The 12731-nt window shown below is 72.5% G+C and carries 14 protein-coding genes; 9 read left to right on the forward strand and 5 right to left on the reverse strand.

Annotation, left to right across the window (positions count from 1 at the left end; genetic code table 11):
• Nucleotides 1-343 precede the first annotated feature (343 nt).
• Complete coding sequence (locus ACIBO8_RS05665) at nt 344-622, forward strand: GlsB/YeaQ/YmgE family stress response membrane protein (RefSeq protein ID WP_396113948.1); 279 nt, start codon at nt 344-346, stop codon at nt 620-622.
• 175 nt (nt 623-797) lie between these two features.
• Here ACIBO8_RS05665 and ACIBO8_RS05670 read toward each other — a convergent pair whose 3' ends face one another.
• The 3 genes from ACIBO8_RS05670 to ACIBO8_RS05680 form a co-directional block, all read right to left on the reverse strand.
• The gene (locus ACIBO8_RS05670) at nt 798-2450 is read right to left on the reverse strand and encodes a PAS domain S-box protein (RefSeq protein WP_396113949.1); all 1653 of its coding nucleotides are present in this window, start codon (nt 2448-2450) and stop codon (nt 798-800) included.
• A gap of 137 nt (nt 2451-2587) precedes the next feature.
• Nucleotides 2588-3403: a hypothetical protein gene (locus ACIBO8_RS05675; RefSeq protein ID WP_396114724.1), complete on the reverse strand. Its 816-nt coding sequence runs from the start codon at nt 3401-3403 to the stop codon at nt 2588-2590.
• 70 nt (nt 3404-3473) lie between these two features.
• Nucleotides 3474-4244, reverse strand: coding sequence for an enoyl-CoA hydratase-related protein (locus tag ACIBO8_RS05680; RefSeq protein WP_396113950.1), 771 nt, complete (start codon nt 4242-4244; stop codon nt 3474-3476).
• A 36-nt stretch (nt 4245-4280) separates the two neighbouring features.
• Here ACIBO8_RS05680 and hemW point away from each other — a divergent pair, with 36 nt between their 5' ends.
• A complete protein-coding gene (gene hemW, locus ACIBO8_RS05685) occupies nt 4281-5480 on the forward strand; it encodes a radical SAM family heme chaperone HemW (RefSeq protein ID WP_396113951.1) in 1200 nt (399 codons plus the stop codon).
• Between the two features lie 46 nt (nt 5481-5526).
• On the opposite strand, the gene ACIBO8_RS05690 is transcribed toward hemW, so the two are convergent.
• Nucleotides 5527-6255, reverse strand: a complete 729-nt coding sequence (locus tag ACIBO8_RS05690) for a DUF4870 domain-containing protein (protein WP_396113952.1) — start codon at nt 6253-6255, stop codon at nt 5527-5529.
• 62 nt (nt 6256-6317) lie between these two features.
• Here ACIBO8_RS05690 and ACIBO8_RS05695 point away from each other — a divergent pair, with 62 nt between their 5' ends.
• The 4 genes from ACIBO8_RS05695 to ACIBO8_RS05710 all read left to right on the forward strand — a co-directional run bounded on the left by ACIBO8_RS05695 (nt 6318) and on the right by ACIBO8_RS05710 (nt 9396).
• The gene (locus tag ACIBO8_RS05695) at nt 6318-6419 is read left to right on the forward strand and encodes a hypothetical protein (RefSeq protein ID WP_396114725.1); all 102 of its coding nucleotides are present in this window, start codon (nt 6318-6320) and stop codon (nt 6417-6419) included.
• A 10-nt stretch (nt 6420-6429) separates the two neighbouring features.
• Entirely contained in the window at nt 6430-7452 is a 1023-nt protein-coding gene (hrcA, locus tag ACIBO8_RS05700) for a heat-inducible transcriptional repressor HrcA (RefSeq protein ID WP_396113953.1), read from the forward strand.
• A gap of 61 nt (nt 7453-7513) precedes the next feature.
• The gene (gene dnaJ, locus ACIBO8_RS05705) at nt 7514-8659 is read left to right on the forward strand and encodes a molecular chaperone DnaJ (protein ID WP_364713706.1); all 1146 of its coding nucleotides are present in this window, start codon (nt 7514-7516) and stop codon (nt 8657-8659) included.
• A gap of 2 nt (nt 8660-8661) precedes the next feature.
• Nucleotides 8662-9396, forward strand: coding sequence for a 16S rRNA (uracil(1498)-N(3))-methyltransferase (locus ACIBO8_RS05710; protein ID WP_396113954.1), 735 nt, complete (start codon nt 8662-8664; stop codon nt 9394-9396).
• 31 nt (nt 9397-9427) lie between these two features.
• On the opposite strand, the gene ACIBO8_RS05715 is transcribed toward ACIBO8_RS05710, so the two are convergent.
• The gene (locus ACIBO8_RS05715) at nt 9428-9703 is read right to left on the reverse strand and encodes a hypothetical protein (RefSeq protein ID WP_396113955.1); all 276 of its coding nucleotides are present in this window, start codon (nt 9701-9703) and stop codon (nt 9428-9430) included.
• Between the two features lie 117 nt (nt 9704-9820).
• Between ACIBO8_RS05715 and ACIBO8_RS05720 the strand changes: the two genes are divergently transcribed.
• From ACIBO8_RS05720 to ACIBO8_RS05730, 3 genes are read left to right on the forward strand one after another with little or no spacing between them, the layout of a single operon-like run.
• Entirely contained in the window at nt 9821-10876 is a 1056-nt protein-coding gene (locus ACIBO8_RS05720; protein WP_396113956.1) for an iron chelate uptake ABC transporter family permease subunit, read from the forward strand.
• 20 nt (nt 10877-10896) lie between these two features.
• A complete protein-coding gene (locus ACIBO8_RS05725) occupies nt 10897-11916 on the forward strand; it encodes a FecCD family ABC transporter permease (protein ID WP_396114726.1) in 1020 nt (339 codons plus the stop codon).
• A gap of 34 nt (nt 11917-11950) precedes the next feature.
• Nucleotides 11951-12712: an ABC transporter ATP-binding protein gene (locus ACIBO8_RS05730; protein ID WP_396114727.1), complete on the forward strand. Its 762-nt coding sequence runs from the start codon at nt 11951-11953 to the stop codon at nt 12710-12712.
• The last annotated feature ends 19 nt before the right edge of the window (nt 12713-12731 follow it).

Genomic DNA, 12731 nt, shown 5'->3' on the forward strand with positions numbered 1-12731 from the left:
CGTGAGGACAGCGCCGCGAAGGAAGCGACGCCAGGCATGTCAAGGGCCGCGACCTGGCGGCCCTCGTGCTCGACGACGCCGCCGCCGGCCGCACCCGTGACCTCAGGGGCACCGGGGGCGGCAGTGCCTCCTGGGGCTTGCGATGCGCCGTGCCCGGAATGTTGCAGATCTTCTCCCCGGCGCCCTATGCAACGCCCTGACCTGGGTTTTTGGGCTTTGCGCCACGCCCGGGACGGGGGTCTCTGAGAGGTTCCTGCGAATTCTCGGTTTGGTTTTTCGGGGTGTCGGGAACTCTGCGGTTCGACGGACGCAACGAATAGCTCCACCCCCGAGGAGGATCTCCATGACTGTCACCGGCATCATCACCGCGCTCATCGTCGGTCTCATCATCGGCGCCCTGGGCCGCCTGGTCGTACCGGGCAAGCAGAACATCCCGATCTGGCTGACGATGGTCATCGGTGTCGTCGCCGCGCTGCTGGGCACCGTGATCGCCCGCGCCGTGGGCGTTGCCGACACGAACGGCGTCGACTGGACCGAGCTGCTCTTCCAGGTCGTGCTGGCCGCGCTGGGTGTGGCGCTGGTCGTCGGCATCGGCGGTCGCCGCGGCTACAGCCGCCGCTGACCTCAGGCCCCTCGGGGGCCTGCAGGAACCGCACTGCCAGTGAGACGCCGGGTCCCGGAAGGGGTCCGGCGTTTCGCATGTCCGCCCTTTTTCGGTACGCCCACACGACGGTCCCGTGGCACACCCCGCGCAGGCGGGTGGTCCGGGCCGAGGGGGGCCGCCGGGCAGGCGTCAGTCAGTACCGGAACTTGTGCTGGGCGCTGCGGCGGTTGACCCAGGCCGGCAGGGCGTCGATGTGTTCGACGTGGGGCATCCGCTCGAGCGGGTCGTGGGCCCGGGTCACGTCGCGCATGGTCACCACGATGCCCTGGACGAGCCGGTCGCCGCGCAGGTCCCGGTACGTCGCCTCGACCAGGACCTGGGTGTCGTCCGAGCGGCGCAGCGCGCAGTACAGCACCCCGTCGCCCTCCTCGCGCAGGGCCCGGCGTACCTGGCTGCGGTCGTCGGGATGGACCAGGTCCGCCAGGGTGGTGAAGGGGGCGATGTCGTCCTTGCCGATCAGCTCGCGCAGGGCCGGGCTCGCGTACCGGATCACCTGGTCCTCGTCGACCACCAGCATGATGTCGGCGGTGTTGCGGATCACGGCGCGGAGGTAGAGGTCGCTGTCGCGGCGGCCGACCGCGTCGACCAGGGTGATCCGGTCCAGGGCCAGCGCCGCCTGGCCGGCCAGGACCTCGAGGGCGTCGCGGCTGGCCGCGAGGGCTTCGCGGGTGCCCTGCAGGACCAGGGCGCCGCCGTTCGGGCGGGCCACCGCCAGGGGTTCCAGCCACAGCGGGCAGACCAGGGTGGCCTGGCCGTCGGCCGCGGTGTCGTCGGCGGACGGTTCGAGCCACCAGCTGCGCGGGCGTGGGCCGGGCGGCGCCGACGGCAGGGCTTCGAGAGTGAGCTGCCGGTCGTCGGTGGCGAAGAGGATGCGGGTGAGGTCGTACGCGGGCAGGAGCTGTTCGGCCGCGGCCCGGATCGCGCGGTCCACCGCCGCCTCGTCGGGGGCCGCGACCAGGGCCTCGCTGGCCTCCCGCAGGGCCCGCTCGCGGACCAGGGCGTGGCTGTTCATCGTCACCGAGTCGGCGAGCCGGGTGATCGTCAGCACCAGCGTGAGCGCCGACGCCACCGCGATCACCACGCCGTCGGTGACCGTGCCCGAGACCGCCTCGATGAGCAGGACCAGTGGGGGCGTGGCCACCGAGATGCCGAGCAGGGCGGCCCAACGGCCCACCCACGGGGTCGGGCGTGTCGGCACTGCGGTGGTCAGCCGGGTCATCGACGGGTGCAGGGCGGCCGCGCCCCAGGCGAGGTAGAGAACGATGTAGCCGATCTCGGTGTACCAGGCCGGGTGCATGGGGTACGTGATGTCGCCGGCCAGGACGCCCACCGCGCCGACACAGAGCAGCACGGCGGACCAGTTGAACCAGGCCGCGGCCATCAGGCGGGCGGCGACCCCGCAGAGCAGGAGATCGCCGATCACGTCGGCCGCGGAGATGGATCCGATCTGACCGCTGCCGCCGATCATGAAGACCCAGACCACGAGCAGGCCGGCGCAGGCCGCCGCCAGCAGGTCGATGAGGCGGGCCCGATTCATCAGCAGGGAACCGCCACGAGTGAACTGCAGCAGCGCCAGGGCGACGAACACGAACATCGTCAGGTAGCAGGTGTCGGCGACGCCGGCCTTGTCCAGCGCATAGAACACGTCACCGATGGCGAGGCAGGCGACCGCTGCGGCGAGCAGGAGCCAGGGTGCGACGCGGGCCGGACGGTGCCGGCTCACCCCGACGGCGACGGCTCCGACGCTCGCGGCTCCCAACAGGATCCATTCCAGGGCTTGGAGCACGAATAACTAGTACCAGCACGGTCGCTGTCTGTCCATGTCGATATATACGCAGCGCTATGACCTGGGCGGCTGCGTGCGCCGGCGCCGAGCGGCGGGGACAAACGTGAATGCGAGAATGAATCGCCGAATGCCGCAGGTCAGCGGAACACTTCCGCGACGACGGCGTCGTTCCCGGCCCGGCGGTCGCCGGTTACGGGCTGCCACTTTCCGTCAGGGGCGGTCCACTCGCGATCGGCGAAACGTACCCGTTCGAGGCCGGTGCTCTTGGCGTGGGCCACCAGCCAGTGGGCGTATCGCCAGCCGGTGTTCGGGTCCTTGACCGTGACGGTGAGGTCGGCCAGCCGGTCGGCGTCCACTCCCCAGTCCAGCGCGAAGCCCTGGGCGAGGGCCTTGGCGGCGGCGGCGCCCCGCAACGCCGGCTCGCTGACGGTGCACTCGACGGCGCCCGTGGCCCGCCCGGTCAGCGCCCGGGCGAGCACTTCGGACTCGTCGGCCCACTTCTCGTACGCGTTCGGGTACGCCGACCGCTGCACCTTCTGCGCGGCCTCGGTGACCCGCATGGTCTTCCAGCCCTTGACCTTCTTGAGGGCCCGGTAGAACTTCTCCGCCGCGTACCGTGGATCCTGGATCTGCTCCACCGAGCCCCATCCCTGGCTGGGGCGCTGCTGGAAGAGGCCGACCGAGTCGCGGTCGCCGTTGTCGAGGTTCTCCAGCTTGGACTCCTGCAGCGCGGTGGCCAGGGCCACCACGATCGCCTGCTCGGGCATCTTGCGCCGCACGCCCACCGCGGAGATCGTGGCGGCGTTCGCCATCTGCACGGCGTCGAGGGCGACCTCGCCGTCGGCGCGGACGGTGCATTCGGGGCCCAGGTGCGGCAGCTTGATGCCCCCGCTGAACGACCTGGTGACGAGGAAGAGGCCGAAGGCGCCGAGAAGAACGACCACTGCGATCATCGCGACCGGCTTCCGGTTCACCCTCACCCTCCCTCTCGTGTGCCAAGCCTAGACAACGAGCGCCCGCGTCCTAGGTCACCGGCACCCAGCTCGCCGGGCGCTTCTCGCGGAACGCCGTCACGCCCTCGCGTCCCTCGGCGGACTTGAAGTATGCCGCCGACCGGGCCGAGAGGTCGGCGAGATCCGCGCGGATCGAGTCGGCCGGGGCACGGCGCAGCAGCTGCTTGGCCCCGGCGAGGGCCAGCGGGCCGCCCTTGACCAGCGAGTCGCAGTAGGCGCCCACGGTCGCGTCCAGCTCGTCGGCCTCCACGGCCTTGGTGACCAGGCCGATCTGCTCGGCGCGGGCGCCGTCGAACACATCGCCGGTGAGATAGAGCTCGGCGGCGGCGCGCGGTGCCAGCCGGGGCAGCACGGTGGCGCTGATCACGGCGGGGATCACGCCGAGGCGCACCTCGGAGAAGGCGAACGTGGCGTTCCGCACGCAGACCGCGAGGTCGGCGGCGGCGACGAGACCGAGGCCGCCGGCGCGCGCCGGGCCGGCCAGCCGTGCGACCACGGGTTTGGGGAATTCCCAGATCGCCGCGAGCACGTCGGCGAGCAGTTCGGCCGGCACCCGGCCGTTCTCCCGGGCCTCGGCGGTCTCCTTGAGGTCGGCTCCCGAGCAGAACACGGGGCCGGTGTGGGAGAGCACGACCGCCCGGACGGCGGCGTCGGTCAGGGCGGCGCCGAGCGCGTCGAGCAGCTCGTTCATGAGCGGCGTGGAGAGAGCGTTGCGGTTGGCGGGACTGTCCAGCGTGAGGGTGGCCACACCGGCGGCGGTGACGGTACGGACGAGAGCCATGCCGGAACCCTAACCGGGCCGGTGCACACTTGACGGATGCCCGGACCCCTTCCCGACGGTGAGCCCGTACCGAGCGACGGGTCACTGCCGGAATCCGCCCTGCGTGCGGTGGGCGCGCGCGGCTTCGGCGTCTACGTCCACGTGCCCTTCTGCGCGAGCCGGTGCGGCTACTGCGACTTCAACACGTACACGGCGGCCGAGCTGGGCGGGGGAGCAAGCCGCGACGAGTACGCCGGCACGGTACTGCGCGAGCTGGAGCTGGCCGGCGGCGTCGTGCGGGCGCCGGTCGACACGGTGTTCGTCGGAGGCGGCACCCCTACCCTGCTCGACCCGGGCGACCTCGGCCGGATCCTGGAGGGCATCGACCGCACGTGGGGGCTGACCGCCGACGCGGAGATCACCACGGAGGCGAACCCGGAGTCGGTGACGCCGGCATCGCTGCAGGCGTTGCGCAAGGCCGGCTTCACGCGGATCTCGCTGGGCATGCAGTCGGCGTCGCCCGGAGTGCTCGCGATCCTCGACCGCCGGCACACCGCCGGACGCGCGCCGCGGGCCGCCGCCGAGGCCCGGGAGGCCGGGTTCGACCACGTCAACCTCGACCTCATCTACGGGACGCCGGGGGAGACCGCGGAGGACTTCGCCGCCTCGCTCAGCGCGGTGATCGAGGCCGGGGTCGATCACGTGAGCGCGTACTCGCTGATCGTCGAGGAGGGGACGCGGATCGCCGGGCGGATGCGGCGCGGCGAGCTCCCGTACCCGGAGGACGACGTCGCCGCGGACCGCTACCTGGCCGCGGAGGAGGCCCTGACCGCGGCCGGATTCTCCTGGTACGAGGTCTCCAACTGGGCGACCTCGCCGGCCGCCCGCTGCCGGCACAACATCCTCTACTGGACCGGCGGCGACTGGTGGGGGCTCGGGCCGGGCGCGCACAGCCACGTCGGCGGGGTGCGCTGGTGGAACGTCAAGCATCCTTCGGCGTACGCGAAAAGGCTGGCCGGCGGCATCTCACCGGGCCTGGGCCGTGAGCTTCTGACCGCGGAGGACCGCCGGATCGAGGAGGTCATGCTGCGGTTGCGCCTCGCCGACGGGCTGCCGCTCGCGCTGGCCCGGCCGGAGGGCGCCCGGCAGGCCCTGGCGGACGGTCTGCTGGAGCCGAGCGCGTACGCGCAGGAGCGTGCCGTCCTGACTCTCCGGGGGCGGCTCCTCGCGGACCTGCTCATCCGCGAGCTCGTCTAGGGCCTGTCGTGGCGGCGCCGTCGAGAGCCCGGCGCCGCCGCGTGCGTCACTTGATCATCGAGACCGTCATCGGGTAGTTGTACGGCTCGTTGTTGTTGGCCTTGACCCCGGCGATGACGCCGATGATCGTGGCGATCAGCCAGGCCGCGAGGCCGATGAAGATGCCGACGACGATGCAGCTGAGCACCCAGCCGACGATCGCGATGATCGACCAGAGGATCTGGAAGTTCAGCGCCTTGACCGCCTCCGCCCGCACCACCGGCGACTGGTTGCCCCGGGCGAGCAGCGCGACCAGCGGAGCGATCCAGCCGGAGCAGCCGCCGCCGAGGAAAGCACCGGCCGCGCCGCCGAAGTGGGCGACGAGGATCCAGGTCTTGTCGTCACCGCCGGGCTGGCCGTAGCCCTGCGGCGGGTAGCCGGGCTGGCCGTACGCGCCGGGGGCGCCGTAGGGCTGGCCGGGCGGCGGGCTCCCGTACGGGGCTCCGGACCCGGGCGGCGGCGGGTAGCCACCGGCACCGGAACCGGGCGGCGGGTAGCCGCCGGCGCCGGAGCTGGGCGGCGGGTAGCCACCGGCACCCGAGGTGGGCGGCGGGCCGTAGCCTCCCGCACCCGAGGTGGGCGGCGGGGTGCCGTACTGCGGGGGCTGGGGGGAGCCGTACGCGGGGGGCGGCGGCGGGGTCGATCCGGGGCCCGGGTCGTTGCCCGGATATGGGTTGATCGGCCGGGTGGGGTCCGAGAAGTTCCCCTCACCGGGCGGACGCGGCGGTTCAGTCATGGCTGACACCGTAGGACCGCAGGTCGACAGTGGCGAGGGCAACACCCGGATGAGGTCGGAGAATAGACAGTCGGCTAAGTGGCGGCAGCACTACCGGTCGATCATCGCGTGCGAGCCCCGCGCGACGTAGACTGGCACTCGAGTCCATGGAGTGCCAGTGCTGAGGGAGGGGTCATGGCTCTGGATGACCGCAAGCTCGAGGTGCTCCGCGCCATCGTCGAGGACTACGTCGCCACCCAGGAACCGGTCGGCAGCAAGGCCCTCGTCGAGCGGCACCAGCTGGGCGTCTCCCCGGCCACCGTGCGCAACGACATGGCGGTGCTCGAGGAGGAGGGCTACATCCGGCAGCCGCACACCAGCGCCGGCCGGGTGCCGACGGACGCCGGTTACCGGCTCTTCGTCGACCGGCTGTCGCGGGTCAAGGCGCTGAGCCCGGCCGAGCGGCGGGCCATCGAGCGGTTCCTGGTCGGCGCGGTCGACCTGGACGACGTCGTGCACCGCACGGTGCGCCTGCTCGCCCAGCTCACCCGCCAGGTCGCCGTCGTGCAATATCCGAGCCTGTCCCGGTCCGCCGTGCGGCACCTGGAGCTGGTGCCGATCTCCAGCACCCGGCTCATGCTCGTGATGATCGCCGACACCGGCCGGGTCGAGCAGCGCCTGGTGGAGCTGCCCGGGCCGACCAGCAGCGACGACGTGCTCGACCTGCGGCGCAAGGTCAACGCGAAGCTGACCGGGCAGAAGCTGGCCGACACGCCGCCGCTGGTGCAGGCGCTGGTCGACGAGTCGGCGCCGGAGGACCGCAACACCATGGCGTGCCTGGCGTCCGTGCTGCTGGAGACCCTGGTCGAGCGCAGCGACGAACGTCTCGCCCTGGCCGGCACGGCCAACCTCACCCGCGGCGGCGTGCTGGACTTCCAGGGCTCCCTGCGGCCGGTGCTGGAGGCGCTGGAGGAGGAGGTCATCCTGCTCAAGCTCATCGGGGAGGTCGAACCCAGCACCACCCGGGTCCGCATCGGCGACGAGAACGAGATCGACAATCTGCGGGCGGCGTCCGTGGTGAGTACCGGTTACGGACCGGGTACGACAATCGTTGGTGGGCTCGGCGTCTTGGGGCCCACCCGGATGGACTACCCCGGCACCATCGCCACCGTACGTGCCGTGGCACGCTACGTTGGCGATCTGCTGGCACAGAACTGACGCAAAAGCGACGACGGTCTCCGGCGCACAGCGCGGGGCAGACATGAGGACTCGAAACCCTGTGGCCAAGGACTACTACGGAATTCTCGGCATCAGCCGCGAAGCCACCGACGACGAGATCAAGCGCGCCTACCGCAAGCTGGCCCGTCAGTACCACCCGGACGTCAACCCGGACCCCGAGGCGCACGAGAAGTTCAAGGACATCAACGCCGCCTACGAGGTCCTCTCCGACGACCAGAAGCGCCAGATCGTCGACCTGGGCGGCGACCCGCTGGCGCCCGGCGGCGGCGCGGGTGCCGGGCCGGGCGGCCCCGGCGGCGCCGGCCCGTTCGTCGGCTTCCAGGACATCATGGACGCCTTCTTCGGCACGGCGGCCGGCGGCGGCGCCCGGGGACCACGCCCGCGCACCCGGCCCGGTGCGGATGCGATCCTGCGCCTGGAGCTGGACCTGGTCGAGACGGCGTTCGGCGTCGAGGCGCCGATCACCGTCGACACGGCCGTGCTCTGCACCCAGTGCTCCGGCGCCGGCACCGCGCCCGGCACCCACCTGGCCACCTGCGAGACCTGCGGCGGCCGCGGCGAGGTGCAGTCGGTGCAGCGGACCTTCCTCGGCCAGGTCGTCTCGTCGCGGCCTTGTCAGTCTTGCCAGGGCCACGGCACGGTGATCCCGCACCCGTGCCCCACCTGCGCCGGCGACGGCCGCATCCGGACCCGCCGCTCGCTCACCGTGAAGATCCCCGCCGGCGTCGAGGACGGCATGCGCATCCGCCTGGCCCAGCAGGGCGAGGTCGGCCCCGGCGGCGGCACGGCCGGCGACCTGTACGTGGAGATCCACGAGCGCCCCCACGACGTCTACTCCCGCAAGGGCGACGACCTGCACTGCCGCGTCACCCTGCCGATGACGGCGGCGGCCCTGGGCACCCGGCTGACCATCAAGACGCTCGATTCCGAGGAGAACATCGAGGTCAAGGCCGGCACCCAGCCGGCGTCCACGCTGCGCGTGCGGGGCAAGGGCGTGCCGCACCTGCGCGGTCAGGGCCGCGGTGACCTCTTCGTGCACCTGGACGTGAAGACCCCCACCAAGCTGACCGCCGACCAGGAGCGGATGCTGCGCGACTTCGCCAAGACGCGCGGCGAGGACGTGGCCGAGCTGAGCAAGCAGGGCGGGTTCTTCTCGCGCATGCGGGACGCGTTCAACGGCCACTGACCGTGTCCGCACCGCTGTTCCTCGTCGACGACCTTCCCGCCTCCGCCCGGTACACGCTGGCCGGCCGGGAGGGCCACCACGCCGCGGACGTCCAGCGCCTGAAGCCCGGTGAGGCGCTCCTGCTCGCCGACGGCCGGGGCGGGCTCGTCCGTGCCGAGGTCACGGCCGTCGGACGGGGAAGCGTCGACGTCACGGTGGGCGAGCGGTCGTTCGTGCCCGTTCCGGACCCGCGCCTGGTCGTGGTGCAGGGCATCGCCAAGGGCGACCGCGGCGAACTCGCCGTGCAGGCGATGACCGAGATCGGCGTCGACGAGATCGTGCCCTGGGCGGCCTCCCGGTCGGTGGCCCAGTGGCGCGGCGACCGCGGCGTACGCGCCCGGGAGAAGTGGGTCTCCACCGCCCGCGAGGCGGCCAAGCAGGCCCGCCGCCCCTGGCTGCCGGAGGTCTCCGGGGATCCTGACGTCTCCACCAAGCAGGCCGCCGCCCGGCTGGCGTCGGCGGCGGCGGCGTTCGTGCTCCACGAGGAGGCGACGGACCGGCTCACCCGGGCCAAGCTTCCGGATTCGGGGGAGATCGTGCTGGTGGTGGGCCCGGAGGGCGGCATCAGCGACCAGGAGCTGGGTGCGTTCGTCGCCGCCGGAGCGCACCCGGTCCGCCTCGGTGACTCGGTGCTGCGCACCTCGACCGCCGGGGTGGCGGCGCTCGCCGTGCTCTCCGCGGAGCTCGAACGCTGGTAGGTCCGGCTGGCGCGCGCCGCGCAGGGCAGCGTCAGCCGCAGCCCGCAGCGCCGCAGCCGCATCCGGGGGTCGCGGCCCGGTGGGAGCTGCGGCGGCGATGCAGCCACCACATGCCCAGCGCCAGCACGGCGAGTCCGGTGGCCACGGCCAGGAGCGTCTGTTTGAGCACGGCGGCGCCCGCGCCGGTGAGGACGCCGGCGGTGATGAGCAGCGGAATGGCACAGCAGGCGGCGCAGGCGAGGGCGGCGAGGCCGCCCGCGATCTTGCTTCGGGTCGGCGGCGCGTGGCGCGGGCTGGACGGACTCATGCGATTTCTCCTCGGAGTGCGAAGCTCGGTGCGTCCAGCCGACGGTAAGGGTGTACCGGGGTACCGATTGCAACCCTCGGTGCCGCAGGGAAGGGAAGGCTAGCCTAAGCTGCTGGCATGGTCCTGACGCGTACGCCGGCGCCCGCGCGTCCGAGGCCGGTCGCCGGCGTGGCGGTCACCCAGGCGCGGCGGGGGATGGCGCTGCTGGCCTGTCTCGGCCTGCTGGCCCTCGTCTGCCTGCTGAGCATCGCGCTGGGCACCCGCACCGTCTCACTGCACACGGTGTGGGACGCGTTCTTCCATTACGCCGACACCGATGACCAGTCCGTGGTGCGGGACTTGCGGGTGCCGCGTACCGTCCTCGGGTTGCTGGCGGGTGTCGCTTTCGGCCTGTCCGGGGCGGTCATCCAGGCGGTGACGCGCAACCCGCTCGCCGACACGCAGATCCTGGGGGTCAACTCGGGTGCCGGGCTCTTCGTGGTCTTCGCGGTCGGCGTGCTGGGTCTCACCGACCTGTCGCAGTACCTGTGGTTCGGCTTCGCCGGGGTCGCCTTCGCGCTCACCCTGGTCTACCTGCTCGGGTCGGCCGGCCGCGCCGGTGCCACCCCCGTACGCCTGACGCTGGCCGGCGTCGCCCTCGGCGCGGTGATGGACGGCATCTCCGGCGGCATCCGGCTCGTGCGTCCACGGGCGTTCGACTACCTGCGCTTCTGGGACGTCGGTTCGCTGGCCGGCCGGCCCGGGGACGTGGCCGTCACCATCCTGCCGTTCGTCGTCGCCGGGGCGGTGCTCGCGCTGATCGTGGCTCGTTCGCTGAATGCCGTGGCTCTCGGCGACGACCTGGCGCGAACGTTGGGGGCCGGGGTCGGGCGTACCCGGGTCCTGGCGACCGTGTCGGTGATGCTGCTCGCCGGGGCCGCCACCGCCGCCGTCGGCCCGATCGGCTTCGTCGGCCTGATGGTGCCGCACGTCGTGCGCTGGATCGTCGGCCCCGACCAGCGCTGGATCTTCGTCTACACCGTCGTGCTGGGGCCGGTCCTGCTGCTGCTGGCCGACATCGCCGGGCGGCTCGTCGTCCGCCCGGGCGAGCTGCGGGTCGGCGTGGTCACCGCGTTCGTCGGCGCCCCGGTGCTGATCTGGTGGGTACGCCGCCGGCGGGTGAGCGGCCTGTGAGCGTCGACTTCGGACGCCGAGTGCTGACCGTGCGGGCCGGGCGGCACGTCAGCGGCCGCCTGGCCGTCAAGCCCGCGGTCGTCTGCCTGCTGCTGACGGCCGGCGCGCTCGCCGTCGCCGTCCTGGCCCTGGGTACGGGAGAGTTCACGCTCACCCCCGGCCAGGTCGTGCAGGCGCTGGCCGGCGAGGGTACCCGTGCCGCCCGCCTGGTGGTCGTCGAGTGGCGGCTGCCGCGGGTCCTGCTCGCCCTCATCATCGGGGCCGCGCTGGGCCTGGCCGGCGCGATCTTCCAGGCGCTGACCCGGAACCCGCTGGGCAGCCCGGACGTCATCGGCTTCACCACCGGCGCGTACACCGGGGTGCTGATCGTCACGGTGTTCGTCGGCAACGGCTACTTCCTCACCGCGGCCGGGGCGCTGGCCGGGGGCCTGGTCACCGCCGCGCTCGTCTATCTGCTGGCGTTCCGGCGGGGTGTGCAGGGCTTCCGGCTGATCATCGTCGGCATCGCGGTCAGCGCCATGCTCGGCTCGGCCAACCAGTGGTTCATCACCAAGGTGGACCTCCAGGCCGCCTTCGCCGCGGCGCTGTGGGGACAGGGGACCCTCAACGGGCTCGGGTGGGCGCAGGTCACCCCCGTCGTGGTCACGGTGGGGGCGCTCTGCCTGGTGCTTCTCGCGTACGGGCCGCGCTTGGCGTTGCTGGAGATGGGCGAGGACGCGGCTGCGGCCCTGGGGGTACGGGTGGAGCCGACGCGGTCGGCGTACCTGATCATCGGGGTTGCCCTGACCGCGGTGGCGACCGCGGCTGCCGGACCGATCTCCTTCGTCGCGCTCGCCGCTCCGCAGCTGGCCCGGCGGCTGACCCGCACACCCGGCATCGCCCTGGCCCCGGCGGCGGCGATGGGTGCCTTCCTGCTCGTGCTCAGCGACTGGCTGGCCCAGCGAGCCTTCGCCCCTACGCAGCTGCCGGTGGGTGTGGTGACCGTGTCGGTGGGCGGCGTCTATTTCGTCTGGCTGCTGGTCCGCCAGGCCCGTCGGTGAGGGAGAGTTCGTGAGCCTGCTCGCAGCGCGCGACATCACGGTCGGCTACGACCGCAAGACCATCTCCGAGCACCTCGACCTGGAGGTCCCGGCGGGCCGGTTCACCGCCGTCATCGGCCCCAACGCGTGCGGCAAGTCGACGCTGCTGCGGGCGCTGGCGCGGCTGCTCAAGCCGGCCTCCGGCGAGGTGCTGCTGGACGGCGCGGACATCCACGCGCGCCCGGCGAAGGAGGTCGCCCGGCGGCTGGGGTTGCTGCCGCAATCGTCGATCGCCCCGGACGGCATCACCGTGGCCGAGCTGGTGGCCCGGGGCCGGTTCCCGCACCAGAAGCTGATCCGGCAGTGGTCGCCCGCCGACGAGGACGCGGTCGTCGCCGCGATGGCCGCGACCGGCGTCACCGAGCTTTCCGGCGAACCGGTCGACACGCTCTCCGGCGGGCAGCGCCAGCGCGTCTGGGTGGCCGTGGTGCTCGCGCAGCAGACGCCGATCGTGCTGCTGGACGAGCCGACCACGTTCCTCGACATCGCGCATCAGATCGAGCTGCTGGAGCTGTGCGTACGGCTGAACCGGGAGCAGGGCACCACCATGGTCGCGGTGCTGCACGACCTGAACCAGGCCGCCCGCTACGCCGACCACCTCGTGGTGATGAAGGCCGGTGAGATCGTGGCCCAGGGCGACCCCCGGCAGGTGCTGACCGCCGAGCTGGTCGCGGACGTCTTCGGGCTGGGCTGCCGCATCATCGACGACCCGGAGACGCACACCCCGCTGGTGATTCCGCGCTCCGGCTTAGGCTAGCCTTACCTTCGTCCGTACC

This window comes from Actinoplanes sp. NPDC049681 (genome assembly GCF_044465265.1).
Taxonomy (GTDB): domain Bacteria; phylum Actinomycetota; class Actinomycetes; order Mycobacteriales; family Micromonosporaceae; genus Actinoplanes.

What these genes read in the sequence shown, in the direction of transcription:
- ACIBO8_RS05665 (WP_396113948.1), top strand. Translation starts at nt 344, where the DNA reads ATGACTGTCACCGGCATCATCACCGCGCTCATCGTCGGTCTCATCATC.
- ACIBO8_RS05675 (WP_396114724.1), bottom strand. Translation starts at nt 3,403, where the DNA reads ATGATCGCAGTGGTCGTTCTTCTCGGCGCCTTCGGCCTCTTCCTCGTC.
- ACIBO8_RS05680 (WP_396113950.1), bottom strand. Translation starts at nt 4,244, where the DNA reads ATGGCTCTCGTCCGTACCGTCACCGCCGCCGGTGTGGCCACCCTCACG.
- hemW (WP_396113951.1), top strand. Translation starts at nt 4,281, where the DNA reads ATGCCCGGACCCCTTCCCGACGGTGAGCCCGTACCGAGCGACGGGTCA.
- ACIBO8_RS05690 (WP_396113952.1), bottom strand. Translation starts at nt 6,255, where the DNA reads ATGACTGAACCGCCGCGTCCGCCCGGTGAGGGGAACTTCTCGGACCCC.
- hrcA (WP_396113953.1), top strand. Translation starts at nt 6,430, where the DNA reads ATGGCTCTGGATGACCGCAAGCTCGAGGTGCTCCGCGCCATCGTCGAG.
- ACIBO8_RS05715 (WP_396113955.1), bottom strand. Translation starts at nt 9,703, where the DNA reads ATGAGTCCGTCCAGCCCGCGCCACGCGCCGCCGACCCGAAGCAAGATC.
- ACIBO8_RS05720 (WP_396113956.1), top strand. Translation starts at nt 9,821, where the DNA reads ATGGTCCTGACGCGTACGCCGGCGCCCGCGCGTCCGAGGCCGGTCGCC.